The sequence below is a fragment of the Emcibacter sp. genome (assembly GCF_963675455.1).
Lineage (GTDB): Bacteria > Pseudomonadota > Alphaproteobacteria > Sphingomonadales > Emcibacteraceae > Emcibacter.
Genome location: NZ_OY776217.1, coordinates 3254272 through 3276573 on the forward strand (window position 1 = coordinate 3254272; position 22302 = coordinate 3276573).

At 52.4% G+C, this 22302-nt stretch carries 20 protein-coding genes; 9 read left to right on the plus strand and 11 right to left on the minus strand.

Going from position 1 to position 22302, the window contains the following annotated elements; all coding sequences use genetic code 11:
• Window positions 1-36 precede the first annotated feature (36 nt).
• Window positions 37-1716, plus strand: a complete 1680-nt coding sequence (locus ACORNT_RS15130; protein ID WP_321392662.1) for an amidohydrolase — start codon at window positions 37-39, stop codon at window positions 1714-1716.
• Window positions 1717-1723: 7 nt separating this feature from the next.
• On the opposite strand, the gene pepN is transcribed toward ACORNT_RS15130, so the two are convergent.
• The 4 genes from pepN to cpdR all read right to left on the minus strand — a co-directional run bounded on the left by pepN (window position 1724) and on the right by cpdR (window position 7449).
• Window positions 1724-4384, minus strand: a complete 2661-nt coding sequence (gene pepN, locus ACORNT_RS15135) for an aminopeptidase N (RefSeq protein WP_321392665.1) — start codon at window positions 4382-4384, stop codon at window positions 1724-1726.
• A 15-nt stretch (window positions 4385-4399) separates the two neighbouring features.
• Window positions 4400-5464, minus strand: a complete 1065-nt coding sequence (locus ACORNT_RS15140; protein ID WP_420717502.1) for a methyltransferase domain-containing protein — start codon at window positions 5462-5464, stop codon at window positions 4400-4402.
• Between the two features lie 119 nt (window positions 5465-5583).
• Entirely contained in the window at window positions 5584-7002 is a 1419-nt protein-coding gene (locus tag ACORNT_RS15145) for a sigma-54 dependent transcriptional regulator (protein ID WP_321392668.1), read from the minus strand.
• An 87-nt stretch (window positions 7003-7089) separates the two neighbouring features.
• Entirely contained in the window at window positions 7090-7449 is a 360-nt protein-coding gene (cpdR, locus tag ACORNT_RS15150) for a cell cycle two-component system response regulator CpdR (protein WP_321392670.1), read from the minus strand.
• Window positions 7450-7641: 192 nt separating this feature from the next.
• Between cpdR and ACORNT_RS15155 the strand changes: the two genes are divergently transcribed.
• Together ACORNT_RS15155 and ACORNT_RS15160 are read left to right on the plus strand one after the other, a co-directional pair.
• The gene (locus ACORNT_RS15155) at window positions 7642-8493 is read left to right on the plus strand and encodes an N-formylglutamate amidohydrolase (protein ID WP_321392672.1); all 852 of its coding nucleotides are present in this window, start codon (window positions 7642-7644) and stop codon (window positions 8491-8493) included.
• A 465-nt stretch (window positions 8494-8958) separates the two neighbouring features.
• On the plus strand, window positions 8959-9780 hold the full coding sequence (locus tag ACORNT_RS15160; RefSeq protein ID WP_321392675.1) for a hypothetical protein: 822 nt from the start codon (window positions 8959-8961) through the stop codon (window positions 9778-9780).
• Window positions 9781-9785: 5 nt separating this feature from the next.
• Here the strand turns inward: ACORNT_RS15160 and ACORNT_RS15165 are convergent, their stop codons facing one another.
• The 4 genes from ACORNT_RS15165 to ACORNT_RS15180 form a co-directional block, all read right to left on the minus strand.
• On the minus strand, window positions 9786-10139 hold the full coding sequence (locus ACORNT_RS15165; protein ID WP_321392678.1) for a hypothetical protein: 354 nt from the start codon (window positions 10137-10139) through the stop codon (window positions 9786-9788).
• Between the two features lie 193 nt (window positions 10140-10332).
• A complete protein-coding gene (locus tag ACORNT_RS15170) occupies window positions 10333-11103 on the minus strand; it encodes a response regulator (protein ID WP_321392681.1) in 771 nt (256 codons plus the stop codon).
• An 85-nt stretch (window positions 11104-11188) separates the two neighbouring features.
• Window positions 11189-11980, minus strand: a complete 792-nt coding sequence (locus tag ACORNT_RS15175; RefSeq protein ID WP_321392684.1) for a hypothetical protein — start codon at window positions 11978-11980, stop codon at window positions 11189-11191.
• A complete protein-coding gene (locus ACORNT_RS15180) occupies window positions 11973-12959 on the minus strand; it encodes an NADPH:quinone oxidoreductase family protein (RefSeq protein WP_321392688.1) in 987 nt (328 codons plus the stop codon). Before ACORNT_RS15180 ends, ACORNT_RS15175 begins: the two co-directional genes overlap by 8 nt.
• 147 nt (window positions 12960-13106) lie before the next feature.
• Between ACORNT_RS15180 and typA the strand changes: the two genes are divergently transcribed.
• From typA to ACORNT_RS15195, 3 genes are all read left to right on the plus strand, one after another.
• Window positions 13107-14942: a translational GTPase TypA gene (gene typA / locus ACORNT_RS15185; protein ID WP_321392691.1), complete on the plus strand. Its 1836-nt coding sequence runs from the start codon at window positions 13107-13109 to the stop codon at window positions 14940-14942.
• Window positions 14943-15035: 93 nt separating this feature from the next.
• On the plus strand, window positions 15036-15224 hold the full coding sequence (locus ACORNT_RS15190) for a DUF1289 domain-containing protein (protein WP_420717503.1): 189 nt from the start codon (window positions 15036-15038) through the stop codon (window positions 15222-15224).
• 70 nt (window positions 15225-15294) lie between these two features.
• Window positions 15295-15555 carry a hypothetical protein gene (locus ACORNT_RS15195; RefSeq protein ID WP_321392694.1) on the plus strand — a complete coding sequence of 87 codons (261 nt, stop codon included), beginning with the start codon at window positions 15295-15297 and terminating at the stop codon, window positions 15553-15555.
• On the opposite strand, the gene ACORNT_RS15200 is transcribed toward ACORNT_RS15195, so the two are convergent.
• Entirely contained in the window at window positions 15556-16671 is a 1116-nt protein-coding gene (locus ACORNT_RS15200) for an FAD-binding oxidoreductase (RefSeq protein WP_321392697.1), read from the minus strand.
• 100 nt (window positions 16672-16771) lie between these two features.
• Between ACORNT_RS15200 and hisN the strand changes: the two genes are divergently transcribed.
• Window positions 16772-17584: a histidinol-phosphatase gene (gene hisN / locus ACORNT_RS15205; RefSeq protein WP_321392699.1), complete on the plus strand. Its 813-nt coding sequence runs from the start codon at window positions 16772-16774 to the stop codon at window positions 17582-17584.
• Here hisN and ACORNT_RS15210 read toward each other — a convergent pair.
• On the minus strand, window positions 17573-18508 hold the full coding sequence (locus ACORNT_RS15210; RefSeq protein ID WP_321392701.1) for an alpha/beta fold hydrolase: 936 nt from the start codon (window positions 18506-18508) through the stop codon (window positions 17573-17575). The two genes, hisN and ACORNT_RS15210, sit on opposite strands and share 12 nt — an antisense overlap.
• 106 nt (window positions 18509-18614) lie before the next feature.
• Window positions 18615-20342, minus strand: coding sequence for a VWA domain-containing protein (locus ACORNT_RS15215; protein ID WP_321392704.1), 1728 nt, complete (start codon window positions 20340-20342; stop codon window positions 18615-18617).
• Window positions 20343-20683: 341 nt separating this feature from the next.
• On the opposite strand from ACORNT_RS15215, the gene ACORNT_RS15220 reads away from it, so the two are divergent.
• On the plus strand, window positions 20684-21286 hold the full coding sequence (locus tag ACORNT_RS15220; protein WP_321392707.1) for a peroxiredoxin: 603 nt from the start codon (window positions 20684-20686) through the stop codon (window positions 21284-21286).
• Between the two features lie 111 nt (window positions 21287-21397).
• Complete coding sequence (locus tag ACORNT_RS15225; RefSeq protein ID WP_321392710.1) at window positions 21398-22294, plus strand: LysR family transcriptional regulator; 897 nt, start codon at window positions 21398-21400, stop codon at window positions 22292-22294.
• Window positions 22295-22302: the final 8 nt, after the last annotated feature.

Here is a 22302-nt window from a genome sequence, read left to right on the forward strand (position 1 = left end):
TTCCCATACCATATGGAAAAACATAAGGGGATTAAAATGAAATCTGTTGCTGTCCTGCTTTCCGGCCTGTGCCTGTCCGCCCTCACCCTGCCGGCCCTCGCCTGTGAAAAGGCTGACCTGGTCCTGCATAACGCCACTATTTATACCGTCCATGACAAGGCACCCAAGGCCGAGGCCGTCGCCATCAAGGATGGGAAATTCATTTATGTCGGTAATGAAGATGGGATAAAGCCCTATCTCTGCGGCGACAACCAGATCCGCGATCTTCACGGCATGGCCGTGTATCCCGGTTTTACCGACTCCCATTATCACCTGAAAGGCGTCGGCTACCGGGAGAAGGAACTGAACCTGCAGGGCTCGGAAAGCCTCAAAGCCATGCTGCAACAGGTGTCCGCTTATCAGCAAGCTCACCCGGCTCCGGCACGCGACTGGCTGGTCGGTCGCGGCTGGATCGAAAAAACCTGGCCGGAAAAACGTTTTCCCACCTTGCGGGAAATTGATGCCATCGTCCCCGACCGTCCCGCCTTTCTGGTCCGGGCGGACGGCCATGCGGGTATTGCCAATAGCCGTGCTCTGGAACTGGCCGGAATTGACGCCGAAACACAGGCCCCTGACGGCGGCGCCATTTTAAAGGACCCTGATGGCAAACCCAGCGGCATGCTAGTGGATAACGCCATGGTAATGGTCACCCGCCTCATTCCCGAACCCAGCCGGGCGGACGACAAGGACGCCTTTGTCCTCGCTACAAACCGAAATGCCAGCCTCGGCTGGACCCAGATCCAGAATGCCGGCGGTATCTGGCAGGACCTGGAACTCCTTGATGAACTCCGCCAGGAAGGCAAGCTCAAGACCCGGGTCTATTATGCCCTGTCGGAAGGCGAGCCCGCAAAAAGACTGCTGGCCGAAGGACCGGTCATAGACCCAGGCCACATGATTGTCGCCCATGCCATCAAACTTTATTCAGATGGTGCGCTGGGATCGCGCGGGGCAGCCCTGCTTGCGGACTATTCGGACCATCACAGCAAGGGTCTGTTGCTAACTGATCATGACAGGATCATGCCAATCCTCATCCAAGCCCTGAAGAAGGGTATCCAGATTGAAACCCACGCCATCGGCGACCGCGCCAACCGGCTGGTGCTCGACTGGTATGAAGAAGCCTTTTCCAAGGTGCCGCCGGAACAGCGGAAAATCAAGGAGCCGCGCTGGCGCATCGAGCATGCCCAGAATATTCATCCCGACGACCAGCAGCGCTTTGTCGACCTGGGCGTCATCCCCTCCATGCAGGCGAGCCACGCCATCGGGGACCTGCATTTTGCCCCGGACCGGCTCGGCCCTGAGCGGCTGAAATATGCCTATCCCTGGAAGGACATGATCAAAAAAGGCGCCATCATCCCCGGCGGCTCCGACGCCCCGGTGGAGATCGGCGACCCGAGGATTGAATTTTATGCCGCTGTCATCCGCAAGGACCTGAACGGCTATCAGGCCGAAGGCTGGCACCCGGAACAGGCGCTGAGCCGGGTGGAAGCGCTCAAGATGCTGACAATCTGGCCCGCCATTGCCGCCTTTCAGGAGGATGTCCGCGGCAGCATCGAGGTTGGCAAGCTCGCCGACCTGACAGTCCTGACAAAAGACCTGATGACAGAGCCGGAGGAAAACCTGATGAGTTCAAGCACCGTCATGACTATTGTAGCCGGGACAATCGTCTTCGAAAAATAAACCTGACCTATCCCAGGCTTTTCGACACGATCTCGTAAACATCCGGCGACAGGTCCTTGAAGGACAGGATCCGCATCAGGGTCTTTTTCATCAGCTGCTGACGGTCCGCATCATACATTTTCCACCTTGTCAGCGGCCGTACCAGCCCGGCTGAAATCTGTGGATTGATGGGGTCCAGTTCCTCCAGGATATCACCCAGAAATTTATATCCTTTGCCTGATTTGTCATGGAAGTTAACCGGATTGAGCGCGCAAAACGCGCTGATCAGCGAGCGCACCCGGTTCGGCGTGCGGATATCGAAATCCGGATGGCGACGCAGTTTTTTCACCGCCTCCAGGGTATCCGCACGGCGGCTCGTTGCCTGGACGGAGAACCATTTATCCAGCACAAGGGCTTCATGTTTCCATTTGTCATAGAAAGTACCCAGGGCCCCTTCCCGGGCCGGGCTGTCGCTATTGGCCAGCACTGACAGGGCGGCAATCTCGTTGGTCATATTGTCCGCATTCATAAACTGCTTGATGGCCAGCTTGCCGATATCGTCCTCGCCCAGTTCCATCAGATAGCCCAGCGCCATATTCCTGAGGCGGCGTTTTCCCACGGCGTCCGAAGAAAATTCAAAGGGCCCATCATCTTCACACAGGGTGTAGATCGCCCTGAAGTCATTCTCCAGCGCATGGGCCAGCTGACCACGGACAAATTCCCGCGCCGCATGAATGCCGTCCACATCCACCGGGGTGCGCATCTGGCCGAGCACGGCTTCCGACGGCAGGGACAGGATTTCTGCCTTGAAGGCATTGTCCAGCGCCTCATCATCCAGCACCTTGCCGATGGCATTGATGAATTTGGGATTCAGCTCCACAGGCCTGTGGGCGGCAAAATCATCCACCAGCCCCAGGATGATGTTGGCGGACAGGGTCTGGGCTGCTTCCCAGCGGTTGAAACTGTCGCTGTCATGGGCCAGAAGAAACAGGAACTGGTCCTCATCCAGACCGGTGTTTAGTTTCACCGGGGCGGAAAAGCCTCTCAATACGGAAGGTACCGGTTTTTCAGACACATTGACAAAACGGAAGGTCTGGCTGGCTTCCTTCAGGTCAAGCACCCGGGTGCCGTCAACATCCTGCGGGGCATTTTCCCCGTCCAGCTGCAGCGGCATATCCGAACCATCCGGGCCCACAAGACCCACTGCCACCGGAATATGCATGGGTTTCTTGCCGGTCTGGCCGGGTGTATCGGGTATGGACTGGCACAGGGTCAGTTCAAAGACATTTGCGGTATCGTCATAACGGCTTTCCACCGTTAGTTCCGGGGTGCCCGCCTGACTGTACCACAGGCTGAACTGGCTGAGGTCGGCACCGGACGCATCCTGCATGGCGGACAGAAAATCGTCACAGGTCACCGCTTCGCCGTCATGGCGGTCAAAATAGAGATCCATGCCCTTACGGAAGTTTTCCGGCCCCAGCAGGGTATGATACATGCGGATAAGCTCGGCCCCTTTTTCATAGACCGTTACCGTGTAGAAGTTATTGATCTCGATATAGTTATCAGGCCGGACCGGATGGGCCATGGGGCCGCTGTCCTCGGCAAACTGATATTGCCGAAGCATCCGCACGTCCTCGATCCTTTTCACCGCCGGGGAGCCCATATCGGCAGAGAATTGCTGGTCCCGGAACACGGTCAGCCCTTCCTTGAGGCTGAGCTGGAACCAGTCCCGGCAGGTCACACGGTTGCCGGTCCAGTTGTGGAAATATTCGTGGGCAACGATAGCCTCCACGGCCGCAAAATCCGCATCGGTCGCGGTTTTCGGATTGGCCAGAACACATTTTGTATTGAAGATGTTGAGGCTCTTGTTTTCCATGGCCCCCATGTTGAAATGACTAACCGCGACGATGTTGAAGATGTCCAGGTCATATTCCAGACCGTAAACCTCTTCATCCCATTTCATGGATTTTTTCAGGCTGTCCATAGCGTGACGACATTTGTCCAGGTCCTGCGGCGCGACAAATATCCTGAGTGTCACTTTCTCCCCGGACATGGTGGTGAAATGGTCTTCCAGATATTGAAGGTCACCGGCCACCAACGCAAACAGATAACAGGGTTTCGGGAACGGATCATCCCAGACCACAAAATGACGCCCTTCCCCCAGAAGGCCGTTATCCACTTCGTTACCATTGGACAGAAGCACCGGATATTTGTGACGATCCGCTTCGATACGCACCCGGTAAGTCGCCATCACATCGGACCGGTCGAGGAAATAGGTAATACGGCGGAAACCTTCTGCCTCGCACTGGGTACAATACATATCTTTGGAAATATAAAGCCCTTCCAGCGCCGTATTGGCGGAAGGGTCAATATCGTTGCAAATGACGAGCTCAAATTCCTCCGGCAGGTCGGAGATGGTCAGAGTCTCTTCGTCAACCTCGTAGCTGTCAGGCGTCAGCTTTTTACCGTCCAGTTCGACGGATACCAGCTTCATATGACTTCCGTTCAGCACCAGCGGGGTATCAAGACCACCGGACTGGCGACGTATCTGCAGACGGGATGTCACATGTGTCACCCCTTCCTCAAGCTGAAACAAAAGATCAACCTTGTCTATTGTATAGTCAGGTTCTTTGTAATCCTTGAGATATTTAGTTTGCGGAGGGGCCACAGCCTGGGATACGTCCACCATATAGACCTTTCTTGATTAGCAACATCGGGACGGAGGCGATACCGCCGCACCCCGGCTGGTTTTTTCCTTGCTCCCCGAACCCGGAGAAATTGTGATCATCTGATCTTGGTAGGGGTTACCGCTTATTTTCACATAGGTTTTTTCACGCACGACCTGACGCTGTCCACGTTCAAAAACTTCGCCGTTTTCCGCTTCCACCCGTTTCCAGGGCCCTTTGTACATCACGGTATATTTTTTGTCACCTGCGGTACTTTCAATATTTTTCGAGGCCAGAACTGTCATAGAACGATATTCAATGCCTTCAATAACCTGCCAGGGATCATCCTCATATTTATCGATCACGATAGCCTCGAAGCCTGTTTCTTCCAGCAAGCTGATAAATTCCTGTTCCTGGAAGGCGCCGGAAATACACCCGCTCCACAGGGTTTCATCCTCCTTCAAATGCGCCGGCGAGAATTTGTCAGAGACGATGTCCGATATGGCTATACGGCCACCTGGTTTCAGAACCCGGAACATTTCCCTGAAAAGTTTTCGCTTTTCGTGGTCGGAAACAAGGTTAAGCACACAGTTGCTGACTATTATATCCACGCTCCCATCCGCCACAAGGGGGTTTTCCAGACGCAGCCTGTCAATTTCCTGCTGAAGTCTGGCGTATCCGTCAGCATCACTTACCGGGTTGGCCTGAAGATATTCTTCCACCAGAGACATATCCGTTTTCATGTCCTGGATTTGCCCTTTGCGGAATTCAACATTGGCATAGCCTATTTTTTCCGCAATGACCGGAGCGTTGCGCCGGGCGAGTTCCAGCATGTCATCTGTCATATCCACGCCGATTACACGCCCCTCGGGACCAACCACCTGGGACGCGATAAAACATATTTTTCCGCCGCCTGAGCCAAGATCCAGCACCACATCTCCCGGCCCGATATACCGGGACGGATCGCCACAGCCATAATCCTTTTCGATCACTTCATCGGGAATAACCTTCAGATAGTGTGGATCATAGTCCACCGGGCAACAGAGGTCAGCCTGCCGCTCTTTTGCCCCTTCGGCATACCGCTGCTGCACTTTTTTATTCACATGCAAATCCACTTGATATTCTCCATTATTAATTCAGATCGTCATTCGGAATAATCGAGCGAATCATGACATACCCCCACAGGTCGGGGAATAAATATTGATCACAATAGCGCGAGCCGTCAGCTGAGCAGAGGCCCCTTCCAGCTTTTCATTTTGCGGTAAATTGTCGAGGGGTTGATCTCGAGGTAGCCAGCCGCCCTGGATATATTACCATCACAAAGGCGGATCGCCTCTTCGATAATTTCCCGCTCCTGTTCCAGAAGCGGCCGGATCGACTTTGGCGACATTTTCGGCAGAACAACAACATTGTCTCCTGCCCGGGCTACCTGCTCCACGGCGGAGATCGAAGGCATTTCCACCTTATATCTGTTGAACGGCGCCGGCAGCATGTTCATTTCCACCTCTTCGCCGTTATTCAGCACCACGACATTCCGGATGATATTCTGCATCTGCCGCACATTTCCGGGCCAGGGATGGTGCAGAAACACTTTCTCAACCTCCGGAGAGAAACGAACAAAATTCTTGCCTTCCTCGCGATTGAAATTGTCCAGCAGGGCATAGGCAATCTCGAGCTTGTCCCGGCCCCGGTCCCTGAGCGGCGGCATGTGAACCGGCACCACATTCAGGCGGTAATAGAGATCTTCCCTGAACAGCCCCTGTTCGACCATCTTCAAGGGATCACGATTGGTGGCGCAGACAAAGCGGACATCCACTTTCATCATATCCGTGCTGCCCACCTTCTGGAACGTGCCGGACTGGATAAACCGCAACAGCTTGGCCTGCAGGTCGATATCCATTTCGCCGATCTCATCAAGAAACAATGTACCCCCGTCAGCCCGCAACGCGGCCCCTTCCCGGTTTTCAATGGCGCCGGTGAAGGCGCCTTTGACATGGCCGAAAATCTCGCTTTCCATCAGATCCTTGGGAATCGCCCCGCAGTTCAGGACGATAAATTCCTTGTCCCGGCGCGGACTGAGCTCGTGAATGGCGTGGGCCGCCAGTTCCTTTCCGGTTCCGCTTTCACCGGTGATAAAAACGGTGGCCCTGCTGCCGGCCACATTTTCAATAATCTTGTAGACAGACTGCATGGGCAGGGAACTGCCCAGCATATTGCAAAATTCCCGACGATCCTCGAACTGGCTCTGGTAGGTATGAACAACCTTTTTCAGCCGCACCCGTTCCAGCGCATTGCGCACGGTAAAAACCAGCCGGCTTTTATCAAAGGGTTTCAGCAGAAATTCAAAGGCTCCGAGCCGCATGGCGTCCACCGCCCTGGAAATTGACCCGTGTGCGGTAATAACAACCACGCTTGTTTCGATTTTTTTCTCGGCGATATGCTCCAGGATCTGCATCCCGTCCATATCAGGCAGCTGCATATCGAGAAGGACCACTTCAGGGCGCCCGTTCTCAAGATATTGGAAAGCTTCCCCCCCGGTCGCAACATGCGTGACCTGGACATTTTCGTCGCTCAGGTATTCCTTGTAAATTGAAGCGAGTGGAAGCGTATCTTCAACAAGCAATATGGTCGGAGTAACCAAAGTTCACCCTGTTATGCTGTAGCGACCCGTTTCAGATCACTTTAGTACCTAAATATTACTCTAAAATACTTGTCCGCCGGGAAGAGATCAAGCGACAAATAGCCGGTCCACTTCGTCGACCAGGTCCTTCAGATGGAATGGTTTCTGCAAAACCTTTGAGTTGGTCGGCCGGTCCCGGGTTTTATCCATGGCCACGGCAGCAAACCCGGTGATAAACATAACCTGGAGGTCCGGCTGCATTTTTGTCGCCCGACGGGCCAGTTCGATACCATCCATGCCCGGCATCACAATATCCGTCAGCAAAAGATCAAACCCGCCACCGGCAAGTAGCGGTAACGCGTCAGTTCCCTGTCCTACGGAAATCACCTTATATCCGGCTTTTTCGAGGGAGCGCGCCAGAAAAACACGCATCGTCTCATCGTCTTCGGCTAACAGAATTCGCGCCACTAAATATACCCTTAATTTTGTCCAGTGATTATCCCTGCCGGGAATTTCAGACCCCGGGAACACAAATATATTCATAAACTATCTTCGAAATCTTAATTTTTCCACAAATTATTTGGACCATTGTCTTCCTTTTGTTTATCTTTAGCCATCCTGCATAAAATATTTTCAGGGTCGGGACCTGCAGACACCCTTATGAAAACTTATTCTATTACTCCACCGGACACCTCCTCAAACGGCATCATATACAACAGCCCCCACAGCGGCCGTTATCTGCCCGAAGAGTTTGTAAACAGGTTTGACGGACAGCCGATAAAGCTGCACCAGTCCGGCGACAGTCGTATGGATGAAGTCATTAGCGGCACAACATCGGCGGGATCCCATCTATTCAAGAATCTGTATGGCAGAATTTATGTGGACACAAATCGCGACGTGCGTGAACTGGATCCCCATTGTCTGAAGGATTCCCCCCGAAGCATCAAATTCATCAAGAGCGAGAAAGTAGTTCGCGGGTTTGGCGTCATCCCGATGAGAACCTTTGACGGACAGGATATCTATCCGGAGAAAAGCCTGAGTTACGAGACTGCCCGGGCCCGGCTGGATCAGGTTTATCAGCCGGTACACGCAGCACTCGGTGAACTCCTGGACAAGGCCCGGAGTGACCACGGCTACTATCTTTTGGTGGATTGCCATTCCATGCCGTCATACAAGTTCATCAATTCCCGCCTGCAGGCATCTAACCAGGCAGACGTGGTCATCGGCAATAACTTTGACAAAAGCTGTTACCCCAACATATCCCGGTTTGTGGCCGATCATTTTGAGGCCGAAGGCCTGGCAGTCAGATTCAATGCCCCCTACGCCGGCGGCTATAACACGGTTCATTACGGGCAGCCAAACTACCATAAACACGCAATTCAGATCGAATTGAACCGCAGCCTTTACCTGAACGAAGAAGACCTGACCCTGCATCAGGGATTTGAGGAACTGAAGGACTCCATGACCAGCTTATCCCGAAAACTGGACTGCGAAATCAGGAATCTCCTCTGACAGCGAGACCTGAAAACAAATAAAAAAGGGCCATATCCGGAGATACGGCCCAAGTTTAGGGAGGAAACGCCCACGTAGGGCTCAAGCGTGTATTCCTACACCAAGAACAACGCTCATTAATATATTTAGTAACTCCACAGCCAAAATCAAGAGGAAAAAAGTTATTATTTTACAATGACTTACCCTTAACATAAATGTCACACTGTGTCAATTATGCAACAGGTTCATTTTATCTGGAAAAGCTTTACTTTTCAAATGGATACTCCCCTTCAACATCATCATTGGACGAAAATATCACAGTCCTCTTTCTGCCTCTTATCAAGCCTGCATCCCGGGGAAACCCAGGTCACTTTTCGAATTATATTTTTCTTGCAGGGTGATTCGTTTTAAGACATTGTTTGGGCAGCCGGGACAAAGATTCAAAATATCTACATAAGAAATTCAAAAGGGTGGACACAGGACTGTATGATTGATTTTAACAATCCCTATGTACTTCTTGGCCTGTTACCGTTTGTACTAACCATGCTTGCCATGGCGCTCACCCGCTTTTATGTCGGCGAAGGGCTGGGCAACACCATGGCCAGCGCTTCGCTGGTCGGCTCTTTCCTTCTTGTGCTGCTGATCTACTTTGGCTGGCCGACGTGGCCGGCAGAGCATCATCGGGAGGTCATTCTGTATCTGTGTCTGTTTACCCTGCTGTACGGGCTGCTGCTGGACAGATTTCCCGGACTGGATTCGGCCAATATATTTTTCAAATCCATCATACCTCTGAGCGGCACATTCTGGGTTCTGGCCCCCGGTAGTGATCCCCTCGCTTTCAGCGAAGCCGAATACAGGGGCTTGGCTCTCATTGCAGTTGTGGCTATGGGATATTTTCTGAAACTGGAACAGGATTGGCAGGATGGTCTGGACCTGACACTCCCCCTGCTATTAGTCGGTCTCGGCGGAATGGCCATAGCATGGACTGGTGGATACGACATCACCCGCGACATATTACTGGCTTATTCTTCAGCTCTTGGCGGATATATGCTGCTCAATATGCATAAAAGACGCTTCCCACTGGGTGCAGCCGGACTGTATCCGTCCTTCATGATCATACTGACCAGTCTGCTGTCATTGATTATGGATACGCCATCCCTGTCACCGGCCATTATTCTTCTGTCGGGTATTTTTCTTGCCGACGGCATCAGTCATCGTCTGCCGCTATCGCTGCCACACAAAGGCAAGAAAGCAGGGGTCATGGTCAGCCTGATGGTTTTATCGCTGATCTTTGCATATATGGGATGATGGCATTACATGCCGCTATTGGCGAGAGCCTGCTTCAGATGAAACCGTATACCGGAGTTATCGCCTTCGCGGTCTAGAATGTCGAGAGCATTTTTCCATTCCTGTCGGGCTTTCAGCTTTTCATTCAATCTGAGATAAACTGTACCAAGCTTGTAATGGACATAACTTTTCTCGTTGGCATTGTGGGCATAGGATTTTGCCTGATTGTACAATTTCTGTGCGCTGGAAAAATTTTCTAGTAATAGTTGCTGATCAGCAGCCTGGATATTCTCCAGATAGGCAGTCTCGCTCTGGGCCTGCACTGATACAGTTGCAAAAAACCAGAAAACACCCGCAATGATCAAAGAATATAATTTCATGTCCCACCCCACTTAAACTCACGTTATAGCACCAAACCCTAAAATCTAGTTATAGTTAACAATTAAGGCAAGAATTTGGTCAATTCAACAACTCTGTTAACTTTTAACCTTAATTATTTAAGTATAACTTATTTGGTTAACAGTAGCAGAGCCAGATTAATGCAGAATTAATAATATTGAAAAAGCCGCATATTCAGGTAATTCCAAACCTCTGCAGAACTTCAGCCAGATCATTGCCGAAATGTTCCCCGCGCCGGATGATCCCCACACTCATGGGCAGGGCTTTCAGGTCAGGATGGTCGAGTTCCATACTCGTCAAGATTGCAACAGCACCATTTTTTGTTGTCGGCATTGACTTCAATGCACAGGCAAGGTCAATACCGGAAAGACGGGGCATCACTGCCGTGGTAATTACCAGATCCGGGCGTGTCTCCAGAATAATCTCAAAGGCGTCCAGGGAATCAAGAACGGTCGAGACACGATATCCACATTCTACCAGTTCGCGTTCCACAACCCTCGCCGCTGTTTTTTGCGGCAAAACCAGTGTCACATCCTTGTCAGTTTTTTTCACGTCCCCGACATCGAAAGTGGAATGGTGCGGCAAAGCCTGGATATCAGCCGCCACATCCTCAGCCGGGGTGGAGGAGCCGTCCAGAAGCCCCATAATCTTGTCACTGAACTGCTGAAGATCGCGGATGTTCTTGTCCCCGATCTCGTCCATATGCCAGAGATAGTCGTCAAGACGCTGACAAATGGAGGACAGCCCCGGCAGCTTGACCGCCTTTACCTTAAGGCGAAGGTTGGATGCGTCCTGGGCCAGCATTGCTTTGGCTTTTTCCCCCTTTACCTCGCCGCTAAGAACCTGCTGTAGACGCACTTCCAGGCTTCCAGCCACATCACGAGCCTCATCCAGCGCTTCAGATTCGTAAAGATTTTCCAGTTCAGTTTCGGAGAGAATACTCATGTCTACCCTATATAGTCGTGTAAGAATTAAAATCAGGGTGAATATACGAAGCAGAAATTAATAGTTGGCTAATGAAATGGGAAAATCAGGAAAGCTGTTTGATACAGGTTTGGAATTTCCAGCAGCCAACCCGGTGACGGATTTCCAGGGTCCGGTCGACTTCACCAGGCGGGGCAATGTGCCAGTCCCACTCAAGAGCAGGAGAACCAAGCCTTGCCGCGACCTTTTCTGACAAGGCCTCTTCCTGTTCAAGCAGCATGCCTCTGTCAATATACTCCCGCTTCAGGTCAGACAGGAGCAATACCGGACATTCAAATTGTTCCAGCCAGTCGATATGCTGAATCAGGATCGTATCTGTGAAATCATCCTCCGGCTTGCTCCCGCCTTTCTCAAGACATTTAACCGGCAGAAGCGCCAGTTGAGACAATATATTCAGCGAAACCACCAGCCCTGGCGGAGGAGCAAGCGCCAGGTCCGGCGGGGCTCCCTTATTCTGATTCTGATGAGAATAGACCTCGGCCGCCCGACCGGTCACATCCACCTCGATAAAGCTGATCTTTTCATCCTGCTGGTAAGGCTTGCGTACGGCCGGCAGATGCACGATATCAACAAGGCTGACCTGAAAATCACGGGTGCGTAATTCCTCCAACGGTACATCATGAAGACTGCCGGATCCAATAATGACAACATGACTGCCCGGCGCCAGACTATCAGCCGCCGAGAGTATTTCCCTCCGGCAGGCCTCCAGATGACTCTGCCAGGCTCCCTGACAACGCCTGTAACGGCTTTCAATCGCAATGGCTTCCCGCACGTACCCCATAGCTTTTGCCGTGGCATCGGCAGAAGTCACCAGGTGCTGGAAAAACTCCCTAAGCATCCGGCTCCATCACCACAACAACCTTGCCCGAGGATTTACGATCCCGGAGCGACCGGATCGCCTCCGCTGTTTGTTCCAGGGGGTATATCTTGCTGATATGAGGTTTGATTTTTCCCTCCTCATACCACTTCAGAAGCTGTTTGGCACTGTCCACAAGAACCTCATTTTTGAATTCCTTGTAAGCTCCCCAGTAAAATCCGATCAGTTCGATATTCTTCACCAGCAGATGGTTGGCCGGGACCTGGGGGATATCGCCGCTGGCAAAACCGATCACCAGGATCCGGCCTTCCGACGCCATGGCCCGGAAACAGGCCCGGAACACGTCACCGCCTACGGCATCATAAACCACATTTACCCCCTTGCCTCCGGTAATTTCCTTGAGGCGCTCACGCACATCCTCGTCCTTGTAGTTGATGGTATATTCCGCCCCCTTGCTGCGTGCTATTTCCAGCTTGTCATCATTTCCGGCAAGCGCTATCACCCGGGCCCCCATCAGATGGCCGATTTCCACAGCCGTCAGGCCGACCCCTCCACCAGCGCCGGTCACCACCAGCCATTCCCCGGGCTGTAATTTCGCCCGGTAGTCAAGCGCCACATGGCTTGTTCCATAGGCGACAACAAAACTGGCCACATCCTCGTGCGGCATGCCTGCCGGCACCTTGAGCAAGGCGTCAACGGGCACGGCAATTTTTTCAGCAAATCCGCCCCAGTTTGTCAGGGCCTGCACATGATCACCGACTTTATAACCGGTAACACCCTCACCCAGTTCAGCTATAATTCCTGAAATCTCGAGCCCCGGGCTGAAGGGTTTCGGCGGCTTGACCTGGTAGGTTCCTTCTACCATCAAACTGTCGGCAAAATTGACGCTACAGGCCTTGACATCAACAACAACTCTCCCCATTTCTGCCACAGGGTCAGCCACCTCCGCTAAACGCAAATTGCTCAAGGGTCCGTTTTCCCGCACGATCATGGCTTTCATCGATTCCTCCCGTCATGATAAATTCACATGGACAAAGGCCGCAGGATGGCTATACTGCGCCGAATTTTTGCCCTTTATTGCACCGCAACAGTGATAGGCGTTCGCGGGTGGCAGATCAACAGTTTTAAATGATACGAGTTTAAATACATGACGTTACGTAATATCGCCATCATCGCCCACGTGGACCATGGCAAAACGACTCTTGTGGACACTATGTTCCGCCAAAGCGGCCTTTTCCGCGATAATCAGCGCGTTGAAGAGCGGGCCATGGACAGCAATGACCTCGAAAAAGAGCGCGGCATTACCATTCTGGCGAAATGTACCGCTGTGGAATGGCACGGCACCCGCATCAATATTGTGGACACCCCCGGCCACGCCGATTTCGGTGGTGAAGTCGAACGTATCCTGAGCATGGTCGACGGCGTGATCCTTCTGGTGGATGCTGCCGAGGGTCCCATGCCGCAGACCAAATTTGTGCTTTCCAAGGCACTGGCGCTTGGCCTCAAACCCATTGTGGTGGTCAACAAGGTCGATAAACCGGACCGTCGTCCGGACGAGGTGCATGACGAGGTATTTGACCTGTTTGTTGCCCTGGACGCCAATGACGAGCAGCTTGATTTCCCGACCCTGTTCGCCTCCGGCCGGGACGGCTGGGCCGACAGGGAGCTGGAGGGAGAACGCAAGGATCTTGCCCCCCTGTTTGAAACCATCATCAGTCATTTCAAGGCCCCGGAAGTCGCCACCGAGGAAAACATCGCCAAGCCCTTTACCATGCTGGCGACACTTCTGGACCGCGACAACTTCATGGGCCGCGTACTCACCGGTCGTGTGCAGAGCGGAAAAATCAAGGTCAATGACCCGATCAAAGTTCTGAACGCCAGAGGCGAAGTTGTGGAACAGGGCCGCGCCAGCAAGCTGATGTCCTTCCATGGCCTGGAACGGGTCCCCGTAAACGAAGCTCAGGCGGGCGATATCATTGCCATCGCCGGCCTGTCCGTCGGCACGGTTGCAGACACATTCTGCGCTCCCGAAGTAACGGAAGCCCTGCAGGCACAGCCCATTGATCCACCGACCCTGAGCATGAAATTCAGCGTTAACGACAGCCCCCTTGCCGGACGTGAAGGCAAGAAAGTCACCAGCCGCCTGATCCGGGATCGCCTGGAAAGGGAATCCGAAGGCAACGTGGCCATCAAAATCACCGAAAGCGAAGACAAGGACAGCTTCGAGGTTGCCGGGCGCGGCGAACTGCAGCTCGGTGTCCTGATCGAAACCATGCGCCGGGAAGGCTTTGAATTGTCCATTTCCCGCCCGCAGGTCCTGCTTAAAAGGGATCCGGAAACAGGCGGACAGCTGGAGCCTTACGAGGAAGTCGTCGTCGACGTTGACGAAGAATATTCCGGTGGCGTTGTCGAGAAAATGAGCCTGCGCAAGGCAGAAATGACCGACATGAGGTCCAGTGGCGCAGGCAAAACCCGCATTACTTTCCTGGCCCCGTCTCGCGGCCTGATCGGTTACCACGGCGAGTTTCTGACGGATACCCGGGGCACCGGTGTCATGAACCGGGTCTTTCACAGCTATGGTCCCTACAAGGGCGCCATCACAGGTCGTCGTCAGGGCGTCCTGATTTCAAACAGCAACGGCAAAGCCGTTGCCTATGCCCTGTGGAATCTGGAAGAACGCGGCATCATCATGGTCAACCCGCAGGAAGACCTTTACGAAGGCATGATCATCGGTGAACATTCCCGGGACAACGACCTGGATGTGAACCCGATCAAGGGTAAACAGCTGACCAACGTCCGCGCCTCTGGTAAAGACGACGCCGTCAAGCTGACCCCGCCGAAGAAGATGGGACTGGAAGAAGCCATCGCTTACATCAACGATGACGAACTTGTCGAAGTCACGCCGGAAAATGTTCGTCTGCGGAAAAGATATCTGGACCCGAACGACCGTAAAAGGGCGCTGCGCACAGCCAAGGCAAGCTAAAGATTTAACATTTAGAAATCATATAAAAAGCCGGGATCTCCCGGCTTTTTACGTTTAACTCCTCCTCCGGGAACAAATCTGCTGAAACACAACATGACAAAATCCGGAAAATCTGACAGCCCCTGCACAGGAATATGTCGTCTGCGCGATGAGGGTGACTGGTGCATCGGATGTGGAAGATTGGCCAGCGAACTCTTTAACTGGACGGACAGACCTGAAAAAGAACGTCGTGAAATAATCAGACACGCCAGACAGCGGCTGCTGACACCCGGAAGAAAATAAGCCCTGTTTACCTAAACTTAAGGGCTTTTCACTAGAATACGGATGACAAATGGACAAAAAGGTTTCGCAAATGACACATTTTCTGGTGACGGACGATAATCCAAACGGCTTCAAGCTGGAAGATATTCTGAATATTATACGCAAAGACATTTTCAAACGGGCAACGCTGATCATGGATGACGAACGTCCGGAAGCCCAGCATGTCCTGAACAATAATGTCGAAATCCTGGGTTTGATTACAGACGCCATCGATCTGGCCAAAGATAGCACTCTGACGCTTGAAAAAGCCTTTGGCCCTTCAAGCGGCGACAGTCCCCGGATCGGAAAATAATTATCCTCTGAATCTCTGCGGTGAAATTTCCCTGATCGGTAATGTCCGGTCAGGTTCTTCCTTCATAATCAGGTCACTAATCAGCTGTCCGATGGCAGGCGAGGTCTGAATTCCAAACCCGCCCTGCCCGACACACCAGAAAAAACCTTCATTCTCCGGATCAAACCCGATGACGGGAGAACGATCCTCTGTAAATGTCCTGAGACCCGACCATTTGCGCCTGACATGGCGGACTGTCATATCAGTTGCTGTTTCCAGCCTGTCAATGGCGCGGGCGACATCAAGTTCTTCCGGCTGCACGTCACAGGGCGGCATCGGCGTTTCATCACAAGGGCTGAGCAATATTCCCCCGCCCTCCGGCTTGAAATAAAACCGGTCTTCCACATCAAGAACCAAAGGCATATCAGGGGATATTTCGTCTTCCCCGGTATCAAGACAAATGACAGTCCGGCGGCACGGCTGAAGGTCCAGGCCATCAATACCAGCGAGCCGGGCGATTTCATCTCCCCAGGCGCCGGCAGCATTGATAATCACACGCCCTTCAAACATGGCATCAGACGTCACAACCTGCCAGACCGGTCCATTTTTCTCTATCTTTTTCACTGCCTGGCTGCAACTGATCCTGCCGCCATGTTCCCGAATTCCCCTGAGATATCCCTGATGCAGGGCATGCACATCAATATCCCGGCAGCCGGGTTCTGAATATCCGGCGACTGCATACCCCCGGCGCAGGCAGGGGGCCTCGGCCTGCACATCGGCATCGGTCAGCTTTTCGATCTCGGGACTGATTTCTTTTTTTACCCTGTAGGATTGCTCCAGAAAGTTTTTTTGTTCCGCTGTCGCCATATAAACCGCACCGCGGCGCCGGACCAGCGGCGTTTCGGAAAAACCCTCAGGTGGCTCCAGCAGAAAGGATTTAGAGGCCCTGGTCAGTTTCTGAACGGTGGAATTACCATAGGTTTCGGCAAAAAAAGCGGCCGAGCGTCCGGTGGTATGATAGCCGGGAAAGTCCTCCTTTTCGAGGATCAATGTACGGCCGTGCCGGCTTAGAAAATAGCCGGCGGATGCCCCGGCAATACCGGCCCCGACAATGATAAAGTCATATGTCTCGGTCATACTCTTTCAGACTTCAATCCTTGACAATTCTGCGAAAATCCCTGACACAGAATGAATTCAACCGGCCCCGCAGTGCCCAGCTTTGGAATGATACTTACCCATGTCAGATAACTTAAATCCTGATGAAATCAAGGAATATGTCGATTTTCTTCAGATTCTCGGGAATGCTGCGGCCGAAATCACCCTGAAGTCATTCCGGGCTCCTCTTGAGGTCAGCAACAAGGGCAGAAAGCTGCAAAGCGACTTCGATCCGGTGACCAGGGCTGACCGGGATGCGGAAGAAGTGATCCGCCGGCTTATCCATGAAAAATATCCCGCACACAACCTGATTGGCGAGGAACATGGCCATGACAATTTTTCAGAGAGCACCGACAGCATCAACTGGATTATCGACCCCATCGACGGTACAAGATCCTTTATTGCCGGCATTCCCTTGTGGGGCACCCTTGTTGCCGTTAACGACGGTACAAAACCCGTCATCGGGATGATGGACCAGCCCTATCTGAAGGAAAGATATATCGGCTCTCCCCTGGGCAGCACACTGAACGGCGCCCCCATCCGCTGCCGCGCCTGTCCCGATGTTTCCCTGGCGACCCTGTCAACGACAGACCCGGTTCAGCTGTTTGCCACCGACGAAGATCGAAAAGCCTTTGAAAGGGTGGCCAAGAAAGCCAATATGGTCCGCAACGGCTATGACTGTTATGCCTACATGATGGTGGCATCCGGTCACATGGATGTGGTGATTGAAAGCGGCCTGGAAAGCTATGATATCCAGCCCCTGATCCCGATCATCGAAAATGCCGGGGGTGTTGTGACCAGCTGGGACGGGAGCCCGGCAAACCTGGGAGGGCAAGTAGTTGCCTGTGGCGACAGGGCATTGCACAAACAGGTGCTGGACATCCTAAACAGCTAGGAACTCCTCCAGGACTGTCCACATTTCCCGGCGTATTTCATCGGTTTCCCGGTAAATCTCGTGATAGGCTCCTCGAACAATTTCTATTCTGCCGTTGGGCAATCGTTTCAGCACTTCATGGGCCGTATCATTGACCACCAGCCTTTCTGCTTCCGCAAGAAAGGCCAGGAGCGGCAACTTTACAGCTTCGGCATAGCCAGGCCGGCGCACCGTCTGGATACTTTGCAGAGCGGCTCTTAGCCAGCCAAATGTCGCACCGCCGGAATAGAGATCCGGATTGGATGTCATAATCCGGCTTTCCGTCTCATAGCGGGAAACATCATGGGTCAACAGGTCGCTGACCAACAGTTGCAACTCCTCCCCCGTCTTTGGTTCCTGACCCGGCGCATATTCCTTTTCAAATCCCAACAGACAGGCCAGTTTGATCAACCACCGGGACAACTGCGCCTTCAAGGGGGGGCCCAGATTAATCCCCATCATCGGCGACAGCAGAACTGCCTTGTCAAAAACCCCGGGATGGTCATGGAGGAAGCGAAAGGCTATATGCCCGCCCATGGAATGACCGAGCAGATAAAGCGGTTTTTCGCGGTTCCGACGTGACATCAGCCCGAAATGAGTCAGCACCAGGGCGAGATCGGAGAGATACAGATCGAAACTGTTGATATAACTGCGATGCCGGTCCTCAAGCAGGCGGCCGGACAGCCCCTGCCCACGTAGATCCATACTGAAAACCTGAAGCCCGCGATCCAGAAGATCCTGAAAAAACTCCTGGTATTTTTCCAAATACTCCCGATGGCCGTTAACCACCACAATCTGCCCCCGGACCGGGCCCTCGGGCAGAATTGACGCGATACGCAGACTTATGCCATCAGGAGCCTGAAGACATTCTATCTTGCTGTTCTTTGGAAAATACTCGGCTGACATTCTCTGTTACCGCCCCCTGGGAGATTATTTTCAGGCCACCATAGCAAAAAAGACACCCTGTTGAGTGCCTTTTTTGATGAAATATCGAAGAATGATCATTACCCGGTTACTTGGACAGCCGCAGGCTGGACAGCTCATTGGCGATCTCTTCAAAAATCGTGTTCAGGGTCTCCGCATCCGGCGCGAAATAATAATGATCAGCGTCTGTCGCCACATTGGTCAGCAAGGTGGCCAGGGATCCACTGCTTTCCGCAAACTGGATCGTATAGATCGTAATATTATTGTCCGGATCATTCTTGATGTTGTAGGCAACATCAAGAAGCCTGTCGTCACGGTCAGACAGCATCTGATTGTAAGTATCGCCAGCTCGTCTGGTATTCGCACCATCGGTCAGCAGGATGATTGCCCGGTTAATGGTGTTGCTGTTGGCGGAAATCACTGAAGCTTCATTGAACGGCAGCCCCGGTGACAATACCCGCCAGGCCCAGGCAAGCCCCTGGGGAATATTTGTATAACCGCCACTTGTCGCTTCCAGGTCATCCACGGCGTCCCAGACATCCTGTTTGATGCTTTGCAGTTTCGTGATGCCATATTCCGGACAGGGCGTACAGTTGGATGTGCTGTTGGCGAGGCGCCCCAGATCACAGCGATAACCGTCATAATATTTTTCACTGGAACTGATTGAACCGCTGTTGTCCATATCATAACCGACATAGTTGCTGTATTCGTTTTCCTTGCCCATAGGGTACCAGCCGAGCCAGGATTTGCCGCCGGCAATTTCAACAGGTCCGTCATAAATATCCGCGGCATCATCCAGGGAAGTATCATTATTTGAATCCGGCGTATATTTGTACCGCCAGGCCTCCTCGCGGGCATAGCGGGCATAAACGCACCCTGTCCATCCTTCTTCAGGTTCCGCCAGCAGCGGAACAGACGGCGCATTATGAGCATAGTAAATATTATTTACAGTCGCCTGATAGTTCTTCAGCACCTCATAGCCATTACCCGGCAGTTCAGGAGAACAATCCGGGTCCCATTTGGACCCCGTGCAGAGCTTGTCAAAGGAATAATATTGAATTTCATAGGGGTTGGCGATCGCTGGTGTTACCGCCACAGTGGTATAAAGGTCTGCAGCATCCAGGGCAGTGACATTGTCAGGTTCATACCCATATCTGGTCCCGTTGTCGGTGACATTCACCGCCCCGGACCAGGGAACCACACCAATTTGCAACAAGCTGTTTTCAGCGTTATCCCCGAAAAGCACATTAATTAGTGTCTTGGCAGCTTGCTTGGCTGCATAAATTCGTGACCCGCCGCCCACGTCTTCGGTCCGCATGGAGCCGGACAAATCGATGGCGATTACCACATCCAGAAGGGAAATTTCCTTGGTGACCTCCGTATCGGTACTTACATTCATGCTGTCGTGGTTAAACAGCTGCATAAAAACCGTTTTGATGTCAGCGCTGGCCTTCAGGCGTAACACCTTCTCGTTAGACGGATAAACATAATTATCGGCCAGAATATTGCCGTCCGCATCCACCTCATGGGGACCACTGACTGTCGCCCCCATAAAGCCGTTGGGAAGATTTGCTGTAAAATACTGCTGAATTTCCGATCGGCGCAGTTCCGCCGTATCATTCAACACCCGCCCGCCGGCAAGCGCAGCGGCATCAAGGGCCGTACCCAGGCGCTGCTTGACAATGTAGGCCCGGCTGATATCAGTTGCCGCGCCCACGATTGCAATAATCGGAATGATGCTCGCCACCATGATTACACCGGACATCCCCTGCCTGTCCTGCCACAGCCTGCGGCCGAAACCGGCAGCGCCTGTCATCAGGAGAGCAATTTTCCGCCCGACACTTAAAGTCTTCACAGACTTTGTTATTTTCTCCGGTATCATTTTCATTTTCGTTGTGACCTCTTGATAGTTCACGCATATGATCTATATTTTCTGTTAAATACATTAAGAAACATTTATGAAACCAAAGAGTTGTATTAATATTTTGGTAAAATTAGCTGTCTCCCGAAAAGCTGTATCCCCCTGGCCTGCCCTGTCCCCTTCGAAGAGGGGAAAAACTGCCAAATACATCTTGACTTGAAGGCCAATTCTTTTATCTATTAGAATAATTCTAAAGCTAGCCAGAACCTCAAAAAATCCACAAATGGAGAACTAAAATGTCACATCTTATCGGCCAGAAAGCCCCTGACTTTACAGCCCAGGCTGTTATGGAAAATGATGAAATGAAAGAACTTACCCTGTCTGAATATCTGAAAGGCAGCTACGGTCTTATTTTCTTCTATCCTCTGGACTTCACCTTCGTCTGTCCGTCAGAAATCATCGCTTTCAGCAACCGCATGGACAAATTCTCTGCCCTGAACACCAAAGTTGTCGGCGTCAGCGTTGACTCTCAGTTCTCTCATTACGCCTGGCGAAACACACCAACCAACAAAGGCGGCCTTGGCCAGATCAAATTCCCGCTGGTTGCCGACCTGACCAAGCAGATTGCCACTGATTATGGTGTACTGATTGAAGATGCCGGCGTTGCTCTGCGCGGCACCTTCCTGATCGACAAGGAAGGCAACATCCGCCATTACGTCATCAACGACCTGCCGCTTGGCCGTAATGTGGACGAAAGCATCCGCATGGTCGAAGCCCTGCAATTCCATGAAGAGCATGGTGAAGTATGCCCGGCCGGCTGGCAGAAAGGCCAGGAAGGCATGAAAGACACTGCAGAAGGTGTTGCAAGCTACCTGTCTTCTCACGCCGAAGAACTCTAGGTTCAGCCTGATATCTATGGAAAGGCGGGTTCATTCCCGCCTTTTTTATTGGTGCAGTGCAAAATTAACCATTACACTATAGACAATGTGTATGTGACAGAATTCAAGTGAGTGATTGATATAATGGATTGGGACAAACTCAGAATATTTCACACTGTGGCTTCTTCGGGAAGCTTCACCCATGCGGGTGAAAAACTGAACCTCAGCCAGTCCGCCGTCAGCCGTCAGATCAGGTCACTGGAAGACAGCCTTAATGTTTCGCTTTTCAACCGCCATGCCCGCGGGCTGAGTCTGACAGATGAAGGGGAAACCCTGTTCAAGACGGCAGAGGATGTTGTCTCCAAAATCCATTTTACCGAACAGCAGCTTCTCGAGGGCACCGATGTCCCCATGGGGGAATTGAAAGTCACCACAACATTGAGCTTCGGGTCGACCTGGATGATGCATCATATCAGGGGGTTTATCGAAAAATATCCGGAAATTGATGTCCAGCTTATTGTTTCAGACCAGGATCTTGACCTGACGACGCGGGAAGCCGATGTGGCCATCCGTTTTCGCCCGTCCGAGCATCTGGAAATGATCCAGAAAAGACTCGGCACCTTCCACCACCATCTTTACGCCTCGCCCGAATATCTGAGCCGCAAGGGACGTCCGAAAACCGTGGACGATCTGGATGGGCACAGCCTTATTTCCTATGGCGAGGTGCCAAGCATTCCGGTACAGGGCATGAACTGGGCGCTCTCCGAGGGCACCCTGGAGCCGCGCAAGCCCATTTTGCGGGTAAACAGCATCTATGGCGTGCTTCAGGCGGTCAAGGCCGGGATTGGCATTGCCGCCCTGCCCGATTACTTGGTTCAGGGTTCAATGAATGTTGTCCGGGTGCTTGAAGATACCGAGGGCCCTGAATTCGACGCCTATATTACATATCCACAGGAACTTCGAACCTCGAAACGTATTGCCGCATTCAGGGACTATATCATCCAGCAGTTCAAGGGAACCCGGTTCTGATCAAGCTA